Genomic DNA, 23,231 nt, shown 5'->3' on the forward strand with positions numbered 1-23,231 from the left:
CCCGGCAATACATAATTAATTTTTGGAGATGTCTGCAACACGATTATTTTGAGGTGGAGTCGCAAAGGTGACGATCGCTTTCCTCTAGTGCTACGTTAGTTTTAAAATAATCTCTTGCAAACTTGCAACCGTAATGGACTGCATCTAGGTTGAGAATTTTCTGTAAATTCCAAAGAATAAGTGTATTGTCATCGCCTCCTGAAGCTAGCAAAGTTCCATCGCGACTGATAGCAAGCCGTCGAATGGCAGCAGTATGTCCTCTCAGGGTTGTGAGTTCTGTGCCATCAAGCTTCCAAAGTTTAACAGTGGCGTCTACGCTTCCGGAAGCAACAATTTGTCCGTCGGGACTAAAAGCTACTCCCCACACAGCACCTGTGTGTCCTTTCAAGGTTCTTAGCAACTTGCCTCTTTGGGTTTCCCCAGTCGCTGGTTCACCGTCCAGCGTCCACAACTTCACAGTATTGTCGCCACTTCCAGATGCTACCATTTTACTGTCAAGGCTAAAGGCAACTCTCCATACCGATACCGTGTGACCTTTGAGAGTGGTGAGCAAGCTGCCTTCCAGAGTCCACAACTTTACAGTCTTATCAGCACTCACGGAGGCAACTATCTGACTGTCTGGACTAAATACAACATCCCAAACTTCCGCCTGATGTCCTCGAATATCAATGGGAACAGGACGATTCCTTGGCCATATCTGAACGAGATTGTGAACATTTGCTGTTGCAATTGTTTGACTGTTAGGGCTTAAGACTGCTGCTAAGAGCCGACTGTTAGGATCTTTGTAAATTTTGACTAAACGACCGTCTGATTGCCAAAGTTTGATGACCTCATCAGTAGTAGCAGCAATAAACTGGTTATCATCAGCAAATGATACCTGAAATACGGTACTCTCATCCTCAGTCAAAGTTTTGAGCAATGTACCTTCGCGACTCCAAAATTTAGCGGTTTTTTCGTGGCTAGCTGTAGCAATTGTCGAACTATCGGCAGAAATGGCTATTGACCAAATTCCCGAATTATGAGCGGTGATGGTCTTCTGAAATGGATTCTCATTTTGCCAAAGTCTAACAACGCTTTCCCCTCCAGCTGATGCGATAAAACTACTGTCGGGGCTAAATTTCACTCCCCAAACTGAGGCACTATGTCCTTTGTAAGTCTTTAGCTCGGTACCATCAATGTTCCAAACTTTAATTGTTTTGTCAAGACTGGCAGAGGCAATCTTCTGACCATCGGGACTAAAGGCGACGCCCCAAACACCTGCACTGTGACCTTGAATAGTTCTAGAAAGGCGATACTTGCCATTTGTGCCGTCTTGCTGCCAGAGTTTGACAGTCCGATCGTCACTTGACGAAGCAATAGTATTACCCTGCGGGCTAAAAGCTAATCCTGTAACAAAACCTTTATGACCTCCAAGTGTTTGTACCAGCTTTGCTGTTTGCCAGTCTCTAGTATCTCGCTTCCAGATTTTTATGGTTTGGTCTGCACTTGTCGCTGCGATCGTTCGACCATCAGGACTGAAACTGACTCCTGTAAAACCCATAGTATCATTTTGAAACATTTTCACCAGGCTGCCATCAAGCTTCCAAATTTTGACTGTTTTGTCATAACTACCAGAGGCAATGAATTTTCCATCTGGGCTAAATTGTACTCCCCATACCCCTCCAGTGTGACCTTTGATAGTTGACATGACGTGCCAGGTGTTTTTGTTGTCTTTTTCCCAGAGTTTGATGCTGCGATCGTCTCCTCCAGTAACAAGCATCTGAGAGTCAAAGCTGAAATCCACTGTTCTCACTCCTGCTGTGTGACCTTTGAGAGTCGCCACTTCCATTCCATCAACTTGCCAAAGCTTAACTGTATTGTCCATACTTACTGAGGCAATGAGAGATTTATCGGGACTGACATCTACTGCCATAACAGCTGCTGTATGGCTTGACAAACGATTATATTCATCGCTCATGTAAATGGCTTGGCGTAGTATATTTTCCGCTCGTTGCTGGATATTTGTGTTTTTCATCCCGAGCTTTTGTAGTTTTTTTCTAGCTTTAATTGCTTCTACAAGGGCATCTAACTTACGATTTGAAGCAAACAGCCCTTCAGCAGAGGATATTAGAGCTTGAATTTCGCTGTTTCTTGCTTGATATTCACTACTGGTGGCTTGACGGTATAAACTAAAGGCTCCTGCCCCTAATACGCTAGAGATCGCTAACCCGATACACACTGCAATCAACAGAAATCTTTGCAGTTTAGCCACTTTGTTTTGTTGCTCGAGTTGTGCTTCTACTGCTTTTGCCCTGGCTGCTTCTAGTGCCATTTGCACCTCTTGGGCTTCACATTCTTGACTGGCAGCTAAAAATTGATAATCGAGGTCGCTCAAACTTTTACCTTGCGCCCACTGTTGAGCATCCTTTAATGCCTGTCCTCGAAGTAAACGCGATTTATCTTGATAGCTTGACTTAACCCAAGCATTGAATGTCTGTGAGTAAGGGCGGAGATTATCTAATTGCCTGATAACCCAATCAGCATTAAAAACATTGCGGTAGATAAAATTTTTGATGCGGAGATAGCCATTACGCTTCTCAACTAAACCAGAAAGCAACAGTTCTGTTTGTTCTTGACTGTCATCAGTTGGTACGAGAAGATAAGGAGCAGAGGAAAGTGTATCGTTATAACTGGTGATTTCTTGACTTCTCCATGTTTCCAGTGTGACGTCATAAGGCTCTTCTGCTTGCAAGATGCGCTGATAAAGCCCTAGTAAACGTCCTGCTTTTCGTTCGTCGAACAGCAGACGATCGCGAATTGTACGCAAGTGTTCTGGTTCATCTTGTGATTCCCAATTTTGGATGATGCGCGATCGCACGAGTTGCTCTACCCAAAACTTCTCAGTTCCTACAGGTAAGGCGACTGTTCCCGTGGCAGATTCTAAGGCAACCTGGCAAACTAACTGACAAAGTTTTTGGGTTAAAAACGGCTGTCCCTGAGTCCAGACTAGGATCTCTCGCAGCACTGTTTCGCTTTGGTTTACCACTTCTTCTAAACCTTTGAGTAAAGGTCTAGCTTCATGCACTTGAAAGCCGTATAACTCAATAGCTGTACCAATGTTAAAAGGTGTTCGGCGTTTGTCAGAGATGAGATCCGAGGGACTGGCTACACCAAATAAGGCAAATCCAAGACGGTCAAATTGCGAGTTATGAGATCGTTGGTTGTAGCAATGACGAATCCAAACAAAAAAGTCGTTGACAGAAAAATTTAAACTCAACAAGCTATCAATTTCATCTATGAAGATGAAAATACGCTGATGTTGCACGTAACGGAGCAACACTTCTTCCACAAATTGATGCAATCTTTGTATGGGTGAAAGGTCTGTTTGCTGTTGCCACCACTCTTGGAAATCGATCTGCTGTGCTAAGTTCAAAGAGTGGAACAAGCTGAGAATAGTACCTTTATACCATTGCAACGGCGTGGTTTCATCGCTACCCAATCTAGATACATCTATGTAAACACAAGCACAGCCTTCTTGTTCCAGATGATAACTGACTCGCTGTAATAAAGATGACTTACCCATCTGGCGTGAGTTAAAGACATAACAAAAATCACCTGCTTTCAATGCTTTATACAGTATTCCGTCTGCTTCACGAACAACATAGGTCGGATCGTTACTTGGGAGACTGCCGCCAACCTGATATCGCATATAAAAATGTGATTTAGAGAATGAGTCCTATAAAACATTAGCCTATTATACGTAAGCCAGTAGATTTATAGTAATGTCATTTGTCATTGTTTTTTGTAAGTTTACTTAACTGTCTTAACTGTCCTTGCATTTTCACTCTCAATATTGAGATATTTAAACCTATAGAACCAGTAGCAGCGTATCAGCGATTCTAGAAAGAATTCAGTAGGTGAATATTCCTTAGAAACCTAGCAAAGAATTCTTTCATTTATATATACCTGCTAGACAATCAATTATCAAAATATCAAAGAGGTCATTAGTGAGCACCATTAAAGAAGTACTACCTGCTTCAGAATTTCTAAAAAAGAACTTAGGTATTTCCGAAATTCCTGTTGAAGCATACCTCAACTATGGATATGCATTACTTGCTATTGCTGGAGCTGATGGAGAAGTCTCAGAAGCTGAACTTAATTGGTTACTAAATCACCAGCGTATGGCTGGCGCTCCTGAAGATGCAATCGAGAAATACAAAACATTTGAATATAAAAAGGCTGACTTAGAAAATTTGCTTGCTAAGATTACAGTCGATGTTCCTACTTGGTCAAAATCGAGGTCATTACTGTATCACGCAATTCAAATGGCTCGCGCCGATGAGAATTACTCAGTTGAAGAGCAAAAAGCTGTTAAGAAAGCAGCTAAGCTCTTGAAAGTCGAGGATGACATCGCGCTTGCTCTTCATAGATTGGTAGAGACAGAAGAAGCAGTCACTGCACTACGTAAAGCGCTACTACAGACTGAAGTTTTGGCTTAATTGAGTAGATTCAAAATCTCCACCAGGGTGTGGAGTGTGGGAATCTACAAACAAATAGAGTGCAAGTTGCTATAAAGTTTGTCTACACCTCACACCCCTAACACCCTAATTTTTATTAAATGAAACAGGAATTCAATTTTTTTCAACATTGGTATCCTCTTTCGCCAGTCAAAGACTTAGATCCCAAGCAACCAACTTCAGTGACACTTTTGGGACTTCGTTTAGTCATCTGGAAACCCAAATCATCTGAAACTTTCCAAGTATTTTTAGATCGATGTCCTCACCGCCTTGCTCCCCTAAGTGAAGGGCGCATTGATGATCGAACGGGGAATTTAATGTGTAGCTATCACGGTTGGCAATTTGATAAACAAGGCATCTGTGCTCATATTCCCCAAGCAGAAAGTCCTGCACTCGCAAGCAAGAATAAAGAAAATCTATGTGCTATGGCACTACCAGTTCGTCAGCAACAAGATTTACTCTGGGTTTGGCCAGATGCAAAATCAAGCGAACAAGCCGCTAGTACACCCTTACCTTTATCACCGCAAGTAGATGCTACTATTGGCTTTGTTTGGACTTCTTTTGTACGAGATTTAGAGTACGACTGGCAAACTCTTGTGGAAAATGTGGCAGATCCGAGTCACGTTCCTTTTGCCCATCACGGCGTGCAAGGCGATCGCAATCGAGCAAAACCGATTCCGCTTGAAATTGTGCGATCGACACCCGATTTAATTGAAGCGACTACAAAAGGAAGTTCTCAAAGAACAATTACTTTTGAACCACCTTGTCGTTTGGAGTATGCGTTCAGTTTTGGTAATAATGGCAAACGCTTTGGGTTTGTCTCTTACTGTATACCTGTCTGTCCGGGTAAGTCTAGAATTATCATCCAATTTGCCCGAAACTTTGGCAAAACACTCTATCGTCTCAAACCTCGTTGGTGGGATCATATTAGCGAACGTCATTTGGTGATTGATGGAGATATGGTTCTTCTACAGCAGCAAGAGTACTTTCTCCAACAAAGGCAATCGACTGAAAGCTGGAAAACTGCATATCAGTTACCGACAAGTGCAGATCGTTTAATCATTGAGTTTAGGAATTGGTTCGATCGCTATTGTCACGGACAACTACCTTGGAGCGAAGTTGGAATCAGTGTTCCACAAACACGGAGTATAAACGCTCGTCGCCAACAAATCCTCGATCGCTACACGCAACACACTCAACATTGTCGTAGCTGTCGAGAAGCACTTTTGGTTGTGCAACGCTTGCAAGCAGTGCTTTTAATCTACTTTGTGGTTAATGTTTGTGCTGTTGCTATCCTTCCCGATAAATGGCGATTATCTCTCGGTTTACCCTTAATTGCGATCGCACTACTAGGTTTGGGAGTTTTTGCTTGGCTGAAGTTCTGGCTTTATCCGAGATTTTACTTTGTAGATTACATCCATGCACGCAGATAGACAGTTTAGTCTGTTTTAAGCGGGCAAAATGCCCGCATCACAAAAGAAGCGTTATATCTAGCCGATATCTGAAAAATATTTTTTAGACTTTCAATTCTTAAAGGGAACGCAAATAATGAAATGATAGCTAATGCAATATAGATAGTTGTTTTTGAAAATAGGCACGATAGAGTTCGCAACGCGGAACCAGACGTTCGCCAACGTATGCAACCAATCCTAAACTATGAAGCTTATAGGCTTCAATGGGGGAAAGAGCAATGCTTTGTTCTGCTTCAAGCAACTGAGTATATGCTCGTATTAGTGTGGGCTTTTCTTGCAGAACTACCCAATGTTGCCAGAGATGATGTTGGTAGACTCCTCCATTGGCAAGTGCTTCGGCGAGCAGATCGTCTAAAGCCATTCCTTGACAACATATATAATACAAAGCAATCCTCACGAGTGCTGGATGCCCGCCTATCAGAGACATCAAATTCCTAGCTTCTTTTCCAGAATTCCAATTCAGCCCGTACCGTTGCGCTAGTTCCTGAACTTGTTGCTGCGTGAATTCTGGTAGGCGTAATGGTAGCCCAATATTGAACGGAGAACGATTGATATCCAGGGAAACATAAACTTCAGTAGAGTAAACCACAACAAGTCTTAATTTTTGCCAGTTCTTATCCCGGCGTGCTTCTTCATACCACGATCGCAACAAAGGAAAAAACTCTTGAGCAAGATGAGGGTGTTCAAACAAGCAGTCAACCTGTTCTAAGACAAGAACTATCGGATTTCTAGATTGCTCGAGCAAGTAGTTTCTTAGGTAGAAGCTACAACTCAACTTACTGCCTATTTCTTCATCCCAGTGGGCATCTAAATTGGGCTCGATCCCTAAGTCTTTTGCCATTCGCCAACAAAAACAACGCAAAAACTGGTTGACACTTTTCAAGTTCAGTGAATCAATTTGCTGACAATCCAGCTTAACTGTATGATAATCTAGCTGTTGAGCAAAGTTTAACAACCGCAATACTAGAGAACTTTTCCCCATGCCTCTTGGCGATCGAATGCGGATAACACAGCCCGGTTGAGATATTTCCTGATAAACTGTGTTCTCAATCAGTGGATTTTCTATGTAAAATGGAGAATCCAGGGGAACTGGACCATCGGGATAGTGGCATATATCTTGATATCTGTCAAGAGTTTTGTTAAGGGAAGAATGAGCTTTTGCTTCGAGTAGACCTATCTCTTTTTCGTCCGCTTCCTGTGAAAGCGTTTCAGTCCCATCCTCCCCATCTAACTCGCTCACAATGCTGTAGTCCTCTTTGTGTAATTCTAAATTGAAGGCACTAAAGCAAAGTGTTAGAGTTCTCCGGTCCACACTTGTATTCAAAGACCATAATCGACTTAATGTTTTATTGGAAACTTTTACGCGATCGCTTAACTCATCTAAGGTAAAGCGCTCTCCATTGTTTTGTGCCATCTCAAGAGCCAAAATTGCAGCTTGCAACCGTTGTAACCCTGCATTGGTCAGCGAGACACCCCGTTTTCGTCTGATTTTGGATTGAATCATGTTGTTAATATATTGTCTTACCCCTCCTATTTATCTTAATTGTCTTAACTGCCTTTGTTGTAGCTTTTTCAAAGATAAAATTTAAAAAAAGCCTGAACTTTCTTCAAATAGGCTACTTTTTCGGTTTTCTGTAGGAAAAGTAGGAAAAGTCGTTACTGCTATATTCCTAAAATAAATCCAGAATATATTATTAGATTATATTATTCAACTTTTTTGGATAAATTACCTTACCTGATGCTTTCAATGGGATGCTAAATGATGATAATCCTAATGTTTGTTCTGGAACAGCTTTAGCTCTGAGTAATCTTGGAGATTCAAGAGCAGTTGAACTGTTTAATCAATGTTTGGAGGATGAAAGCTCTATAGTTTGCAAAATGGTTCAAAAGGCTTTAAACAATCTTTCCTAGTTATATCGCTGTAGCGTTTCTTTATTGAACTGGAGTGCAATGATAAATAATCACAAAGAACCTAAAAAAGATTGCGTTCATCTGCTACAGGCTGCGGTTCCTTAATTATTTGATGTATTTCACCTAATTGAAATCCGCTACCAATTAACGCTTTAGTCTTTCTTTTTTTAAGGTTTCTAAAGATTTACCTATAGACGTTGCTACATCTAAAAACTGTAAGGGTGAATTATTGATAATTTTGAGAGTACTGTCTAAGTTAGCGATCGCTCGCTCTAATTCAGGGGTAGGAAGCAGGCTAGCTTTTTGCTGAAAGCTCTGAGCAATATTGCTCAAGATATGTGTAGTGTATATACGATTCCCTTGTTCTTGACCCTGCAATTCCTTCATCAGTAAAGCAAATGCGGTTTCAGTGTGCGAACCAATATCGACTATCAAAGCAGAAGCTGCATGAATGCGAACAATTGCATTTTTATCTTGCAATGCGTTCATAACGACGGGTAGAATTTCAGAATTGTCTCGCCCAACGACCCCTAAAGCAGAGACAGCAATGGCTCGAACAGATGAATTGTTGTCTTTTTGAGAAACTTCAATAAGTGTTGGTATCGCTTGGGCTGCGTCTTTACCTATTTTGCTGAAAGCAATGGCAGTATTCCGACGAACTTCGTCATCCTTATCATATAATACCGATATTAAAGCAGGAACAGCTAGGTTATGTTCTTCGCCAATTTCACCTAAAGTAAAAGCCGCCGTTGCACGAACTTCTGCATTCCGGTCTCGCAAAGCTGCAATAATTTTTGGTACAGCAACTTTGGCTTCTACTCCAATCTTCCCAAGAGCTATGACAGCAGCAGAACGAACGGATGTTTCTTTGTCGTGTAACGCCTGAATGAGAGCCGGGAAAGCTGCTTTGGCTTCTTTTCCAATACTGCTTAAAGCGAAAGCTGCGCCAAAGCGAACATCTTGCTCTGGATCTTGTAAAGCGACAATCAGCACGGGGACTGCTTCGGCAGCAACCTCACCCATTAATGATAAGGCGCTCGTAGCACTCTTACGAACTTCCACATCTTGATTTTGCAATGCTGTCATCAAAGCGGGAACAGCTGGCTTACCAATAGAAACCAAATATTTTACAGCCTCCGGTTGCTGCGGACCTCTCTTAAGCTGCTGAATGTAAAAGTTAATTTGCTGCTGTGCGGGCTGCTGCGCTAGCGTTGTATCTGCTATCAATAATGGTGATAAAAAGCACAGAAAGATGGCTCCGATCTGAACGAGCTGCTTCTTTGGTTGTAGTAATGTCGGTCTACTGAAATATGCAAGTTTCAAGAGATGTTCGTGGGTATCCTAATCTTATAAGAATAGTATAAATTAAATTTTTAAATAAAAATTCTTAGTATAATTACGTAGCTTTTTGCGTTTGGACGTGGTTAAAAATTCAGGCGCATTCTTATAGTCAACACACGTATTTAGTCCTCGCAAGAACTGACGCATTTCTTTCGATAAATGATAAAGCTAGCTCTTGATTGTTAACTTTAGTAAAGTTTTTAAAAGATAGTCGGGGGACAATGCCCACCACTAAGACTTTTGATGGGCATTGCTTACCCTACTAGCATTGCAAAAATCACATAAGAGTCCCATAGTATATTCAGGCAGCATATAAAAATTAGCCTCGGTGCAAAGCGTTTCTGCCAAAAGATAGATAACTTATGGCTGCCATAGAGAAAAATCAATAACAATAATAAGAAATTTTACAATTATAAGATTTTCTTAGAGTAAGCATCTATTAATTGTGTAGTTCACTAATTTACTTTTGATGACAATAGAAGATAATCTATTAAGAAGATTAAACAACACTTAAATTTTCAATGCATATTTGCATTTTCGGGAAAACACTCTCCTTACCACAAGGTGACCGATTTTGATTTCCTCTTTTTTAGAGTCCTTTGATGCTTGGGGGTCTATTCAAGTAAGTCATCTTTGGTGGAGGAGAGAAAAAGTAACAGTTGTTATGTGATAACAGCGTTCTATTGTGCTGCAAATTTAAAGGAGATTGAATGGCTTCTTTTCTGCTTGAAAGTGTTTGGTTAATTCCTTGCTATTCTCTTGTTGGCTCTTGTTTAGCCATCTTTTGGTCGCCGGGAATCATTAGGCGTACAGGGCCAAGACCGGCAGGTTATATTAACTTAGTAATGACGTTTTTGTCGTTTGTTCATGCGGCTTTAGCATTTCCAGCAACCTGGAATCAAGTACCGTATGAAGTATCTATCCCTTGGCTGAGTACGGCTGGTTTAAATCTCTCTATTGACGTATCCGTCTCTTCTGCAAGTGTAGGTGCGATAATTGTAATCACTGGCTTAAATTTTTTAGCACAAATTTTTGCGATCGGCTACATGGAGATGGACTGGGGCTGGGCGCGTTTCTATGCTCTGCTGGGCTTGTTTGAAGCTGGTCTGTGTGCTCTTGTATTGTGCAACTCTTTGTTCTTCAGTTATGTGATTCTGGAAATCCTGACACTGGGAACTTACTTATTAGTAGGACTTTGGTTTAGTCAACCGTTAGTTGTAACTGGCGCTCGAGATGCTTTCTTAACAAAGCGGGTCGGAGATTTATTTTTGCTGATGGGGGTTCTGGCAATCTGGTCTGTGGCTGGAACGTGGAATTATACAGATTTAGCTCGGTGGGCAGAGACAGCTGATGTCAACCCTGTTTTTTTGACTTTAACGTGTTTGGCACTCATTGCAGGTCCAATGGGTAAGTGCGCTCAGTTTCCCTTGCATTTGTGGTTGGATGAAGCAATGGAAGGACCTATTCCCAGTACGATTCTACGGAACTCCGTGGTCGTTGCTACTGGCGCTTGGGTACTGATTAAGCTGCAACCTGTTCTTACCTTGTCTCCTGTAGCAAGCTCTGCTATGGTAGCAATTGGCGCAGTTACAGCACTGGGTGGTTCTTTGATAGCGATCGCCCAAATTGATATTAAGCGCTGCTTATCTTACTCTGTTAGTGCTTATATGGGTTTGGTGTTTATCGCTGTAGGAACTCAACAAGATGAAGCAGCATTGTTGTTAGTTCTTACCCATGCCTTAGCCGCAGCGCTTTTAGTCATGAGTACTGGTTCTGTTGTATGGAATAGCATTACTCAGGATGTCACCCTTCTGGGAGGACTTTGGTCGCGCCGTCCGGTATCGGGCATAGCTTATGTAGTCGGAATTTTAGGGTTAATTGGTTTTCCACCTTTAGGCGGTTTTTGGGCATTACTGAAACTCGCTTCCGGATTGTGGGAAACTCATCCTTGGCTTGTAGGAATTATCATAGTAGTCAATGCTTTAACAGGTTTCAGCTTAACGAGGGAATTCAGCTTAATTTTTGGTGGTAAACCAAAGCAAATGAGCGAGCGATCGCCAGAAGTCAGTTGGCAAATGGCTCTACCCACAATCGTGTTGTTTGCTTTTAATCTTCATTTACCTTTGGTGTTGCAAAGTTTATCACTGCTACCTGATTGGGCAACTCTCAATAAAGATGTCGCATTACTACTTATCTGGTCGAGTATTTTTGGTTGCAGCATCAGTGGCGTCATGTATCTAAGCAACATAATTGCCAAACCTATTCGCTTCCCTGTCAAGATATTACAAGATCTCCTGGCACACGATTTTTACACTCCAAAACTGTATCGTGGAAGTATAGTTTTGAGCGTTGACCTAATTTCAAAACTAGCAGACATTATCGACCGTTTCGTATTTGATGGAATTGTTAACTTAGTTGGCTTAATTTCCATCTTAAGCGGACAAGGTTTGAAATACAGCACCTCCGGACAAACACAGTTTTATGCATTTACCGTGCTGTTAGGAGTCGGTGTTTTAGGAGCGCTGATGAGTTGGGAATACTGGGGAGTTCATTTTATGAACTTGTTTTTTTAGTTTCAAGATTCTTGGGGACGAATAACGCTTGATATTGATAGAAAGCGATCGAACCCCATCAATCTATAAATAAAAACAAAAACACGTCTTTTAGATTGAACTTATCTATGTTGAGTACTTTGATTTGGCTACCTATTTTAGGTGCTGCTGTTATTAGTCTTTTGCCAAAAACTATACCTGCAAGTAATATTCGTTTAACAGCCCTAACCACTTCAGGAATAGTTCTTCTTTGGAATATTTTTCTACTGCTGAAATTTGATGTTTCCAATTCGGGGTTACAGTTACAGGAATATCTACCTTGGAATGAAACCCTTGGTTTAAGCTATCAATTAGGAGCTGATGGGCTTTCCATATTGATGCTGATACTAAATAGTTTGCTAACCTGGATTGCTATTTACAGTAGCAGTCAACAGACCGAACGTCCCCGGCTTTTTTATTCCCTTATTTTATTAGTCAGTGGAGGAGTTGCAGGAGCGTTTGCAGCACAAAATCTCTTGCTTTTCTTCTTGTTCTACGAACTAGAATTAATCCCTTTCTATCTGCTGATTTCTATTTGGGGCGGTGAAAAGCGAGCTTATGCTGGCATCAAATTTCTGATTTATACGGCTGTGTCAGGAGCATTAATTCTGGCAACATTCTTAGGAACAGTATGGCTCACGGGTTCAACTGATTTTAATTACAATACACTCTCAACTCAAACTCTATCCACAGCGCTGCAAATCATTCTTCTTTCCGGAATCGTACTGGGATTTGGTATCAAAATTCCTCTTGTCCCCCTACACACTTGGTTACCGGATGCTTACGTTGAAGCTTCAGCTCCCATTGCTATTCTTCTTGGTGGCGTGTTAGCAAAGTTGGGAACTTACGGGCTTTTGCGATTTGGGATGGCGTTGTTTCCTGAAGCTTGGAGTATTCTTGCACCAAGTTTAGCAATTTGGGGGGCAATCAGTGCTCTATACGGAGCGGTAACTGCCATAGCACAAAAAGACATCAAGCGCATGGTAGCATATAGTTCCATCGGTCACATGGGTTACATATTAGTAGCAGCTGCTGCTAGCACCCCTCTAGCACTTATTGGTGCTATTGCCCAAATGGTGAGTCATGGAATTATTCTGGCAATACTCTTCCATCTGGTGGGAGTTGTGGAAGCTAAGGTCGGAACTCGCGAGTTGGATAAACTGAATGGTTTAATGAGTCCGATACGCGGGTTACCAATGATTAGCACCTTACTCATTTTAGGAGGAATGGCTAGCGCTGGTATTCCAGGAATGACAGGATTTATTTCTGAATTTATCGTGTTTCAAGGTAGTTTTTCAGTTTTTCCTATTCCAACGCTGTTATGTGTCGCCTCTAGTGGTTTGACCGCAGTTTACTTTGTCATTCTTCTCAACCGTACCTGTTTTGGCAAACTTGACAACAACTTAGCTTACTATCCCAGAGTTTTATGGTCTGAGAAAATGCCTGCCCTTGTCTTGGCAGCACTGATTATATTTTTGGGAGTACAGCCTAAGTGGTTAGTGCGTTGGAGCGAGCCAACAACAGCAATGGTGACTGCTATTCCTCCTATTGAAAGAGCGATAAGCCAGGTACGGCTTGCGCCAAGGGCGATCGCGCCTCAAGTCGCTCTTAAAGAATGAAGGGATTGGTTAGTAGGTAGTCATTTAAACTTCTGTTGAAGAATTAACTAATAACTACTAACCATTAACGATATAGTCAAGTTCAAGGAAGTCAAAAACATGGTACAAACTCCAGAGAAAGTTCAAGCGAAATTACCTCCTTCAACCCATGAATTTGCAGAAATCATTCATCGTTTGGAAGCTGGCGGTGCAATGTTACCCGATACGCCAGAAAACTTAATGCAAATTATCGGTCTTTACAAGGCGTATGCAGTCCCTATGGACTTTTACTGGCGGGACCTATTATATATTGCCGAACATGTTTTTTTAAATCCTTTTCCCTTTTTTAAATACTTTATTTCTCAGGAATATTTAGACCGTCACAATCATTACGCTGGTGATGATGCTGAGTTAAGAGTTTGGCGTGGGGAAGCCAATGCTCACCCAGAATTGCTGGCATTTATGGAGAAGGGAGAAACCTTCAAAATGCCAAAGCTATTGCATCATTTATTCCACGATCGCATCAACATGGAATTTGCCGAAGCGTGTATGAGAGCAATGCTTTGGCATAGAGGTATGGGTGGGAAATTTGACCCTTACTTGGATACAGAAGAATACAAAGCTAACGCCGATAGAGCAATTAAAGCTTACTTTAAAGGCAATCCATTGATGTTAGGGCTCTACAAGCTGTTCCCAGATATGTTTCTCGAACAGTGCCGTCAGATGTCTTACTATGCTAATTTGGGGCTGTTCTGGGAAGTCATGGCTCCTGTCTTCTTTGAAATGTCAGATTTGTATGACGAAGGAAAAATTACAACTGTCCCAGAGGCAATGAACTTTATCGTAAATGGGATTTTTGCAGTTGCAAATCGTCCGATTTACCATCATGTTTATATCCGTGGTGAATGCTACGAAATCATCCCCAAATCTAAAGGATTTGTATGGCTGTATGAAGCAGCATTACCTTACGTAGAAGCTGTGTTCTATCGTACAGCACCCTTCCGAGGTACAAAATCCTACAATGCTCAAGCAAATCAAGTGCCAGAAGACCAAAAAGACTTCCACTACGGAATTCTCTATGCAGACGTTTTTCCAGTCGGTACTGCAGGCATTCCACCCACATTGCTGATGCAAGATATGTTGCACTTCTTACCACAATATCTTGTTGATTATTACAAGCAATATTGCCGGGGAGAGGAAGACATGTTGATTCAGTTGGGAATTAGTTTTCAACGGTCAATGTACTGTGTTACCTCGGCTGTTATTCAAGCATTACGGACGGCGCTTTGTCATCCCTTAGACGATCCCGATCCCGAACATTTACAAGCTAATAGAGACTTTTTTGAGGCTCAGTTAAATCGCTTCACTCGTCCTGAATACGGTATTCGCAATGCAGCCCGTCTGCGTGATATTCAACGCCAGGATTACCGTTGATATCTTTCCTCTGGAAAAAACAGGGTCAGCAAAAATCTGAAATAGCTTGCAAATCTAAGTTCGATCTGGAGTGTTACTCCACCCTAACCCTCCCCGATGCATTGGGGAGGGAATTTAATTTCCTTAAAACTTACGCATAGCCCCCGCTCTTAAAAAGGGGTGTTAGGGGTTCCCTCTGGGGTTGGGGGAAAATGAGGGGAGCGACAACGTGTGAAACCCTTAAATAGCGTTAAGGTTGCGTCAGCCCCAAACTTAAACGAGTGAACTTGATAACCACGAGTTGATTACTCACCTTTTACCAAATCCCACAGCAAATCAATAGCACTGCCAATATATTTTGAATCCTGATGATTCTCAATCCATAAAGCAAGAGTCGTGACCAAAGTAGGAGTTTTTTTGCCGACTTGATTTAGTACATCTGCCGTATTAGATCGCACATCAAATTCAGGGTCTTCAAGGAGTTTAATTAAGCTAGGAATAACTGCTTCTGAACCGATTTTACCTAGCGCCTCTACAGCGGCAGAACGCACACCACATTCGCGATCTTCTAAAAGTTTAATTAAGCTGGGAATAACTGCTTCTGAACCGATTTTACCCAACACCTTCACAGCCTCATAACGCACACTAGACGCAGGGTCTTCTAGGACTTTAATTAAGCTGGGAATAACCGCTTCTGAACCGATTTTACCCAGTCCCTCTACAGCGGCAGAACGCACCTCGGATACGTAGTCTTCTAAGAGTTTAATTAAATAAGGAATAACCGCTTCTGAACCAATTTGACCTAACGCTTCTACAGCTGTTGAACGCACATTGGATTTAGGGTCTTCTAGGAGTTTAATTAAATAAGGAATTGCCGCTTCTGAACCAATTTGACCTAACGCTTCTGCAGCTGTTGAACGCACATTGTATTCAAAGTCTTCTAGGAGTTTAGTTAAGTCAGGAATGACTGCTTCTGAACCAATTTGACCTAACGCCCGTGCAGCTTTTAAACGCACATCATCTTCAGGATCTTTTAGCAGTTTAATTAAATCAGAAATGACCGCTCCTGACCCAATTTTATTTAGCGCCTCAGCAGCTTTTGAACGTACAGAGGGTGCAGTGTGTTCTAGGAGTGTAATTAAACCAGGAATTGCCGCTTCCGAACCAATTTGACCCAGTGCTAACGTGACTCTAAAACGCACATCAGATTCGGGGTTTTCTAGGAGTGCAATTAAACCAGGAATTGCCGCTTCTGAACCGATTTGAACCAGTGCATCCGCAGCTTCAGAACGCACCTCAATCTTTTGATGTTCTAGGAGCTTGATTAAGCTAGGAATGGCCGCTTTTAAACGCATTTTACCCAAGGCAAATGCTGCTCTATGCCGCACAAAATGTTCGGGATTTTCTAAAAGTGTGACTAAGCTGGGAATTGCTGCTTCTGAACGCATTTTTACAAGGGTAAATAAAGCCCTAACACCTACAGATTGTTTGGGTTGTTCTAGGAGTGTAATTAAACCAGGAATTGCCGCTTCTGAACCGATTTGAATTAGCGCAATTACAGCTTTTGAATGCAATTCAGGGTGTTCTAGGAGCGTAATTAAGTCAGCAATTGCTGTTTCTGAACTAATTTTACCCAGAACCTCGACGGCGCTAGAACAAATAGAAAAGCTTTCATGCTTAAGTAGCGCTAACAGGGTGGCTGTTGCCTGTTCTTTTTCACCAAATGCGGCACGATATTCTTGAAATCTGAGTCGATCTATTTGCTCAGCTTTATCTTTCAACAATTGCAAGACTTTAGTTTTCAAGGCAGTTTCTTTGAAACTACAAAGAGTTTGAAAAACCTGCTCTCGAATTCTGTCACTTACCTGTGGTAAATGGGTTACTTCCAGTTCCACCAAAGCCTGTAAAATTTCCTCTAATAAGCCAGTATCCCCAACTTTCAAATTTTTGGAATTTTCCGCAAGATAACTAGCAGCAACAAATAAATCGCGGTGCAACCATTGTTCATATTCGCTATGCTGGTTAAGAATTTCTCGAACTGCTTTGGCAACTGAGTTAGTGTCCTCCTTCATTATAACCATTTCGCTACAACAACCCGTACCGTTCCATCTTCTAAAACTTCATCCTCCTCAATAGTAAAATCTTGTTGTTGTGCTGATGCTACTAAAGCATGGTAACCATAGCGCTGCATTAAGCGATTCAACCAAGGTTGTCCGTATTTTTGGCGATCGTATTCAGAGATGATAGCTTGAAATTGTCCGTCTTCTTGTCGTTTAAAACCAATATCGTTGCTTGCTGAACCAACGTATTTACGCCGGATAATAACTTCTGCTGTTTCCAGACGCACATCACCCTGAAATCCAAAAAGGTGTTGAGCGACTTCATGAATTTCTACATTTTCAAAACCTACGTCTGCTAACGCTTTAATCAGTGCGCCTGCATCTTTAATTTGAGTTCTAATGCTAGTAAAATGTGACATGATTTGCTAATGGCTAATGGCTAATAGCTAATGGTTAATGGCTAATAGCTAATGGCTAATGGCTAATGGCTAATGGCTAATGGCTAATGGCTGATTGAGGGGTTACTAGACCCATCTGCCTACGACAACTCGCACTGTTCCATCTTCCAAGACTTCTTCTTCCTCAAGGTTAAAGCCTTGTTCCTGTATCGTCGCTTTCAAAGTTTTGTGAGCGTATTTTTGGGTAATTGAATTCACAAACTGTTGTTGATTAATTTTTGCTCCCCAAAAATCTGCTACTATCTCATAATTTTCTTCATTGCGGCGAAATCCCAAATCGTAGCCGTTTTTCTGCCTAATGACATACTCAGCATGAGTGCGATCGCCTTGATATCCACGTACTGTAGTGTTGCATTCTACTTGGTAACCCAATTCCTGCAACACTTGATGTAAAAATTCACCGTTTTTGATTTGGATTTTAATTGTTGTAAAGTGTGACATGGTTTTGCTAATTGCTAATGGCTAATTGCTAATAGTTGTTTGAGGTTTTGCCTATAGAGTTCAGATAGGCGTTGAGTTTAGGAGAAATCTCATGAATGAGTGTATGTAAGCATTGGATTTGTTCAGTTGTTAGAAGATTTCGTTTGTAGGCACGTCTTAACCAGCTTATTGTTTCATATAGAGAACCTCTTGCAACTTTTATAAAACGTTTGTTGTCTTGAAAATTATACCTTCCTTCTCCTTCTGCTATGTTCGCGCTAATACTATCGGCAGATCTAACAATTTGTTTTCCAATCGTATCCTTATTAAAAGAGTCCCATTGACTAACAATTCTCCAAATTTCATCTGCTAATTTCTCCGCTAATTTATAAACTTCTAGTTTCTCAAAATTAGGTCTTGACACATAACTCCTAATCTTAAAATTAACAATTAGCCATTAGCCATTAGCCATTAACAATTAGCCATTAGCCATTAGCCATTAACAATTAGCCATTAACAATTAGCCATTAGCCATTAGCTAATCCACCTCCAGTGGCTTAATTCCTTGCTGTAAAGTATATTGCTTTAACTCCTGTATAAGTTGTACATCATGTGAAGCTGTTCTTGCTCCTGCTCGTGCTGCCCATTGCTTCAAACCTTCAATTTGTTCGCGAGCTATGGATGCTAAAGGAACTGTTTGCTCGATCGCACGTAAAATATCCTCTGTTGTAAAATCTCGTCTGTGTCCGTTTTCTTTACCAGAGAACGCTATGTGCATGGCGTCTACAATCACCTGTTCAATTTCCGCACCACTGAAATTACTTGTCTGTTTGGCTAACAAAGACAAATTAAATTCTCTCAGACGGTTTGGACGCAGGCGTTGCAAATGAACTTTAAAAATGTCTTGACGTTCAACTTCTGTTGGTAAATTCAAAAAGAAAATTTCATCAAATCGCCCTTTTCTCAGTAACTCTGCAGGTAAAATTTGCACGTTGTTAGCTGTTGCTACAATAAACACGGGACAAGTCTTTTCCTGCATCCAAGTAATCAAACTGCCGAATACGCGCCGTGAAGTTCCGGAATCTCCATCAATTCCGCTCGTAATGTTGCCAAATGCTTTATCAATCTCATCAATCCACAGCACGCAAGGAGCCATTGCTTCTGTCACCTGAATCATTTGCCGCACGCGGCTTTCACTTTCCCCTACAATCCCGCCAAATAATCGCCCAGAATCCAAGCGTAAGAGGGGTAATCGCCATTCATTGGCAATGGTCTTAGCTGATAAGGATTTACCCGTACCTTGAATTCCTACAAGTAAAACACCTTTAGGGTTTGGTATTCCGTAGCGTCTTGCTTCTTCTGTAAAGGTATCTTGGCGTAACTGCACCCACTGCTTGAGTTGATCCAATCCACCAACTCGCTTCAATGATTCCTGTGGTGTGAAGAATTCTAAAATTCCTGTCTGGCGGATCGTTAATTTTTTTTCTTCCAAAACACCACTAATATCAGACTCATTGACCTGCTGTTTTGCTGCTAGAGCTTTTGCTAAAACTTTTTGAATCCGCGTGCGGCTTAAACCTTGACAGGCTTTGACGAGTTGTTCTCTTGCCAAACCAGTCACCTTGAGTTTTTCTGGTACAACTAACTGCTCGATGAGATAATCAATTTCTGAGGTGTCGGGTAAAGGAAAATCAACAACTGTCACTTCTTCTTGTAACTCAGTGGGAAGTTCTAGAGTATTGCTAAGCAATATTAAAGTGTTGCGCGATCGCTTTAACTCCCGTGCTAAGTTTCTTAACTCACGTACAATAGGGGCATTTCTTTCACTCGTAGGGCTTTTAATAAATGGGTGCAAATCGCGCAGCACAAAGATAGCAGATTGCTTGTCATCGGTTTTGGCGATTCGTGAAAGTGCTGCCATCACCGAACCTTTATCTGTAGCATTGTCGCTCCAACCACGTACAACGTCCCAAAACAACAGTTGACGCTTGGGTTGAGAACGCGAAGCAACTTGCAGCAGAACTTCCTCAACAGGTTCTTCTTCGACTGCAATTAAGTACAGTAGGGGATAGCGGGCGCGAAGCATCAAATCCAGTTGGTCTATAAGAGCGATATGTAATTTTTTCTCACCGTCACTGATGGCATTGTCAGCTCCATTTTGCCAAGAATTCGTCATTGCGCCCTACCCCAGTTATTGATTTCCACAATGATGCAGCCAGGGTCATTGAAGAAGACAGTAGTTGTCTCACTCATGCCCCCGTTTTTAGAACATTTGTACTTATAAAATACTCTAGTCGATCGGTTTTGTCTAGACGTTATAGGTATGGTGGCAAAACACCTTCCTCGTTAGCTAGTTAAAATCAAGCAGTTACTTTATCAGCTGATTGCTCTAACTACTGTATAAATCATTTTTGAAATGATAGCAATCGTCAACAATACTTGATTCTGTTAAAGATATAAATAAGAGGCTTTAGCGAGATCGGTAATAATTACGATTGAGTTATTTTTGCAAACCAACAATCTCAACAAAGTTGGGGTGCAACAGCATTGTTATATTAGGGTTTTAGGGATTGTATTCGCACCAAAACCTATGCTTAAATCCCAGCCAATCGCCAGTTTGAAGATAACCCAGATTGTATATATATCCACTCTCCCAAAAACTGAAAATGTAACTTTTACAATCTTGAAGTGTCTCTTGCATAAATTGTCTGACTTGCTCACCCTTGGGATATTTAATTATGTCTGAGAGTGACTCATCAACAGCAAACATTCCACTAGCTCGCAATCCCAACTCAATAGCCTTTATTTTATTAGATGAGGTAGTACAAATGATTTGATGTTGGTAAGTATAATTGTAGCCGCCATAATAGTAGCCATAAATTGGAATAGGTGCTAGCCTCGCAAGAATTTTGTTTACCTTTTCAAACAAGTTCTGTGTATTTGAATTCTCAGATTTGCAAGCAGCAATAATGTCAAGGTTTGCACGCAACGGACGATTATGCCACAACCGAACTTGGTCAGGGACCGTGGGCATAACACAGAGCCAGTCAGTCCAGTCATCAGTAACTGGTTTGTGCATCTCGTTATCAATTTCACGGATTTCTTTTTTTAGTTGGGAAGCTCTGCCCATAAGAACTACTAAGAGGGAATCACTGGGAGCTACCAGCATTGTAGCGGGATACGCGGAATGTCAAATAGAACACTCTCGGCATCGGAGTGAGCAGTGCGGTGCGGGGGGTTCCCCCCGTTGAAGCAACTGCGAACCCGAAGGGTCCATTTAACGTCAATTTAACTTTTTGGTGAATTTAATGGCTGGTTTGGCTGCTTATACCTATTTGCCCAAAAAATCTTCTGTTGACATTTACCCAAAAGATTTACCTGCACTGCCTCCTGCTGTGTTTTAGTTCCGTCGAACTTACCTTAAAATTGGAAGTGACACGGTAAGTACAGCCAAGCGTACAAGAAAGTAACAAATTCTCAAACTTAGACAAAATATAATTTTTCAGGATTAATTTCCTCTTCTATAGCTATCTCACATCTCGGATTAACCTCTATATTCATCTAACAATTGAGGAATGTAATCGTAACCATCTACTCCAATGACAGAAATAATTTTAGAACGGTTTTGCTGTAGTAACTGACTGAATGCTTCTGCTCCTATCTGTCCCTGCAAAATTGTAAGTAAACCCGCCGTTTTTCGCCATTCATTTGATGCAATTTGATTTAACAAATACATTCCCAAAACCCCAGTATAAACTGCTTGTTCTGGATTTTGCAGTTGATAGTAAGCCTCTGCTAAATTAGCTAAATTCAAACCTTGAAGGTATAAATCACCAGATATTTGTGCTGTTTGCAAGCCGTCTTCTAGATGTTTAATTGCTGCTTGCGGTTGTCCTATAACTAAGTAAGCAATACCTAAACTGCTGAAACATAAAGCTTTACTTTGTAGGTCGCCCAATCTCTCTGATAATGCTAAGCCTTGTTGCAAATAGTTAATCGCCATTTCATAGGTTTCTGGTTCTGTTTGTTCTGTCTGCTGTGCTTGCATGACTTCGCTGTAACCTAAATTCACCAGAGCATTTGCTTCCCCTGTACGATCGCCTGTCTGACGGCTCAGTATTAATGCCCGTTGGCTGTAATTAATTGCTTCTGCGTACATTTTTTCCGCAACGCAAGTACGGCTGAGGTGATTGAAATTGGCGATTTCACAAGCACGATCGCCTGCATTGCGTGCTATTTCCAGCGCTGCGGAGTGAAATTCTGAGGAACGTCGGTACTGACCCATTGCACGCTGCGAATAACCTAAAAGTGTCAATACCCTGGCTTTTTCTTGAGTTCCTTCTGCATTTTGTAGTGGTTCGTTCAAATAATCTAGGGCATCTCGTAAATAGCTGCCAGAGAAGGAAGCAAAAATTCCTCCATATAGAGGGAAATACGGACGTTGTGCAAAGGTTCGTAAAATCTGGAGCATGACTTGATGACAAGCAGCGCTATACACGGGTGCAGTATTGCTAAATCCGTTTGCAAGTAAACTCCAAATGACTGCAAAGGTTAAGTAAGTTGAAATTGACAAATTCGATCCAGCTTTTACATTGTAGGGTTGTTGATCGAACCAATTCACTAACCCTTTCTGTAAAGACTGCAAAATCACTGCAATTTCTACCCAATCACTGAGGCTCATACCACTTCTATGTTGGGCAAAATCAATGGCAGACTGTTCCATAGCTAAAGTACGAAACAGTGCTTGGGGTATCTCACTGTTTACCTGCTTCGCCCAAGTTGCCCAAGGACCTTGTTCTCCCGGTACACCTCCAAATCCCAATGTTCCTCGGCTTTGTTCGTACATCCAGCTAATCAAATGATCCTGTAGCCGTTGCCAAGATGTAACACCACGGGTAATGCCTTCTGAAATTTGCTTAAAATCGGGATTGGCTTGGGCAAATTGCTGTAGAGATTTTGAAACTTGTTGGATTTGCGGTAATGTGAGGGGATTTTTCCGATTGGGATCGCTTGCTCTTAAGAATGCAGCTAAACGCCCGCTTGAGTCAGCCGAAGTAATTTCTTTGACTGCGGACGTAATCGCCTCTGCGACTTTGTTTTGCTGCTCGGCGCGTTGCCATTGACTCTGAATAGTCTTCATTGCCCTGAGACTGCGGGTTGCTTTAGCTTGCTTGAGTTCGTCTTTTTCAGTATCGACTTGTTGCTGAGTGGAGTTGAGGCGATCGCTCAAAACCAATTCAAAAACTTCTCCCGTCCCTGCAGTCACCCCTTTTAGTAACATTTGATACACTTGTTCTTGAGAGCTAATCTTGCCCTTAAGGGTGCTTTGGACAATTTCATCAATTAAAGTGAGGTAGCGATCGCGCAATGGCAAAGAGTCAGACACTGTAGCAACCTGAAAGCATTAAAACAATTATGAACTACTTCTCCACAATCGTGCTATTCATCAAGGGCTTTTCGCATTCTTGCTA

At 41.6% G+C, this 23,231-nt stretch carries 15 protein-coding genes and 1 pseudogene; 6 read left to right on the forward strand and 10 right to left on the reverse strand.

The window, feature by feature from the left end; translation table 11 throughout:
- Window positions 1-43: 43 nt before the first annotated feature.
- Window positions 44-3,688, reverse strand: coding sequence for an AAA-like domain-containing protein (locus HC643_RS05080; RefSeq protein WP_038077912.1), 3,645 nt, complete (start codon window positions 3,686-3,688; stop codon window positions 44-46).
- A 298-nt stretch (window positions 3,689-3,986) separates the two neighbouring features.
- Here HC643_RS05080 and HC643_RS05085 point away from each other — a divergent pair, with 298 nt between their 5' ends.
- Both HC643_RS05085 and HC643_RS05090 read left to right on the forward strand, forming a co-directional pair.
- The gene (locus HC643_RS05085) at window positions 3,987-4,478 is read left to right on the forward strand and encodes a TerB family tellurite resistance protein (RefSeq protein WP_038077914.1); all 492 of its coding nucleotides are present in this window, start codon (window positions 3,987-3,989) and stop codon (window positions 4,476-4,478) included.
- A 119-nt stretch (window positions 4,479-4,597) separates the two neighbouring features.
- A complete protein-coding gene (locus HC643_RS05090; protein WP_038077916.1) occupies window positions 4,598-5,929 on the forward strand; it encodes an aromatic ring-hydroxylating dioxygenase subunit alpha in 1,332 nt (443 codons plus the stop codon).
- 127 nt (window positions 5,930-6,056) lie between these two features.
- Here the strand turns inward: HC643_RS05090 and HC643_RS05095 are convergent, their stop codons facing one another.
- Entirely contained in the window at window positions 6,057-7,472 is a 1,416-nt protein-coding gene (locus tag HC643_RS05095; RefSeq protein WP_038077921.1) for an AAA-like domain-containing protein, read from the reverse strand.
- Between the two features lie 551 nt (window positions 7,473-8,023).
- On the reverse strand, window positions 8,024-9,202 hold the full coding sequence (locus HC643_RS05100) for a sister chromatid cohesion protein PDS5 (RefSeq protein ID WP_137986476.1): 1,179 nt from the start codon (window positions 9,200-9,202) through the stop codon (window positions 8,024-8,026).
- A gap of 728 nt (window positions 9,203-9,930) precedes the next feature.
- Here HC643_RS05100 and HC643_RS05105 point away from each other — a divergent pair.
- The 3 genes from HC643_RS05105 (at window position 9,931) to HC643_RS05115 (ending at window position 14,843) form a co-directional block, all read left to right on the forward strand.
- Window positions 9,931-11,793 (forward strand): NAD(P)H-quinone oxidoreductase subunit F, encoded by a 1,863-nt coding sequence (locus HC643_RS05105; RefSeq protein ID WP_038077927.1) that lies wholly within the window; start codon window positions 9,931-9,933, stop codon window positions 11,791-11,793.
- Between the two features lie 107 nt (window positions 11,794-11,900).
- A complete protein-coding gene (locus HC643_RS05110; RefSeq protein WP_050046410.1) occupies window positions 11,901-13,430 on the forward strand; it encodes an NADH-quinone oxidoreductase subunit M in 1,530 nt (509 codons plus the stop codon).
- Between the two features lie 99 nt (window positions 13,431-13,529).
- The gene (locus HC643_RS05115) at window positions 13,530-14,843 is read left to right on the forward strand and encodes a CO2 hydration protein (RefSeq protein WP_038077930.1); all 1,314 of its coding nucleotides are present in this window, start codon (window positions 13,530-13,532) and stop codon (window positions 14,841-14,843) included.
- 284 nt (window positions 14,844-15,127) lie between these two features.
- Here HC643_RS05115 and HC643_RS05120 read toward each other — a convergent pair whose 3' ends face one another.
- The 6 genes from HC643_RS05120 to HC643_RS05145 form a co-directional block, all read right to left on the reverse strand.
- Entirely contained in the window at window positions 15,128-16,894 is a 1,767-nt protein-coding gene (locus HC643_RS05120; protein WP_050046409.1) for a HEAT repeat domain-containing protein, read from the reverse strand.
- Window positions 16,894-17,301 (reverse strand): DUF1257 domain-containing protein, encoded by a 408-nt coding sequence (locus HC643_RS05125; RefSeq protein ID WP_038077933.1) that lies wholly within the window; start codon window positions 17,299-17,301, stop codon window positions 16,894-16,896. The genes HC643_RS05120 and HC643_RS05125 overlap by 1 nt, the downstream gene beginning before the upstream one ends.
- Window positions 17,302-17,406: 105 nt before the next feature.
- Window positions 17,407-17,781, reverse strand: a complete 375-nt coding sequence (locus HC643_RS05130; protein ID WP_038077935.1) for a DUF1257 domain-containing protein — start codon at window positions 17,779-17,781, stop codon at window positions 17,407-17,409.
- A gap of 28 nt (window positions 17,782-17,809) precedes the next feature.
- On the reverse strand, window positions 17,810-18,184 hold the full coding sequence (locus HC643_RS05135; RefSeq protein ID WP_038077936.1) for a four helix bundle protein: 375 nt from the start codon (window positions 18,182-18,184) through the stop codon (window positions 17,810-17,812).
- 114 nt (window positions 18,185-18,298) lie between these two features.
- The gene (locus tag HC643_RS05140; protein ID WP_050046408.1) at window positions 18,299-19,936 is read right to left on the reverse strand and encodes an AAA family ATPase; all 1,638 of its coding nucleotides are present in this window, start codon (window positions 19,934-19,936) and stop codon (window positions 18,299-18,301) included.
- Window positions 19,937-20,323: 387 nt separating this feature from the next.
- Window positions 20,324-20,890, reverse strand: coding sequence for a hypothetical protein (locus tag HC643_RS05145; protein ID WP_137986475.1), 567 nt, complete (start codon window positions 20,888-20,890; stop codon window positions 20,324-20,326).
- Between the two features lie 157 nt (window positions 20,891-21,047).
- On the opposite strand from HC643_RS05145, the pseudogene HC643_RS42515 reads away from it, so the two are divergent.
- Window positions 21,048-21,164: pseudogene (locus HC643_RS42515) on the forward strand (IS982 family transposase); the annotation flags it as partial.
- Between the two features lie 140 nt (window positions 21,165-21,304).
- Here the strand turns inward: HC643_RS42515 and HC643_RS05150 are convergent.
- Complete coding sequence (locus HC643_RS05150; protein ID WP_038077938.1) at window positions 21,305-23,146, reverse strand: tetratricopeptide repeat protein; 1,842 nt, start codon at window positions 23,144-23,146, stop codon at window positions 21,305-21,307.
- Window positions 23,147-23,231: the final 85 nt, after the last annotated feature.

Source organism: Tolypothrix bouteillei VB521301 (genome assembly GCF_000760695.4).
In the GTDB taxonomy this organism is placed as follows: Bacteria; Cyanobacteriota; Cyanobacteriia; order Cyanobacteriales; family Nostocaceae; genus Scytonema; species Scytonema bouteillei_A.

Excerpts from the sequence above, each read along its gene's own strand:
- HC643_RS05110 (WP_050046410.1), top strand. The coding sequence starts at position 11,901 with ATGTTGAGTACTTTGATTTGGCTACCTATTTTAGGTGCTGCTGTTATT.
- HC643_RS05130 (WP_038077935.1), bottom strand. The coding sequence starts at position 17,781 with ATGTCACACTTTACAACAATTAAAATCCAAATCAAAAACGGTGAATTT.
- HC643_RS05125 (WP_038077933.1), bottom strand. The coding sequence starts at position 17,301 with ATGTCACATTTTACTAGCATTAGAACTCAAATTAAAGATGCAGGCGCA.
- HC643_RS05080 (WP_038077912.1), bottom strand. The coding sequence starts at position 3,688 with ATGCGATATCAGGTTGGCGGCAGTCTCCCAAGTAACGATCCGACCTAT.
- HC643_RS05145 (WP_137986475.1), bottom strand. The coding sequence starts at position 20,890 with ATGGGCAGAGCTTCCCAACTAAAAAAAGAAATCCGTGAAATTGATAAC.
- HC643_RS05140 (WP_050046408.1), bottom strand. The coding sequence starts at position 19,936 with ATGACGAATTCTTGGCAAAATGGAGCTGACAATGCCATCAGTGACGGT.
- HC643_RS05105 (WP_038077927.1), top strand. The coding sequence starts at position 9,931 with ATGGCTTCTTTTCTGCTTGAAAGTGTTTGGTTAATTCCTTGCTATTCT.
- HC643_RS05095 (WP_038077921.1), bottom strand. The coding sequence starts at position 7,472 with ATGATTCAATCCAAAATCAGACGAAAACGGGGTGTCTCGCTGACCAAT.
- HC643_RS05115 (WP_038077930.1), top strand. The coding sequence starts at position 13,530 with ATGGTACAAACTCCAGAGAAAGTTCAAGCGAAATTACCTCCTTCAACC.
- HC643_RS05090 (WP_038077916.1), top strand. The coding sequence starts at position 4,598 with ATGAAACAGGAATTCAATTTTTTTCAACATTGGTATCCTCTTTCGCCA.
- HC643_RS05120 (WP_050046409.1), bottom strand. The coding sequence starts at position 16,894 with ATGAAGGAGGACACTAACTCAGTTGCCAAAGCAGTTCGAGAAATTCTT.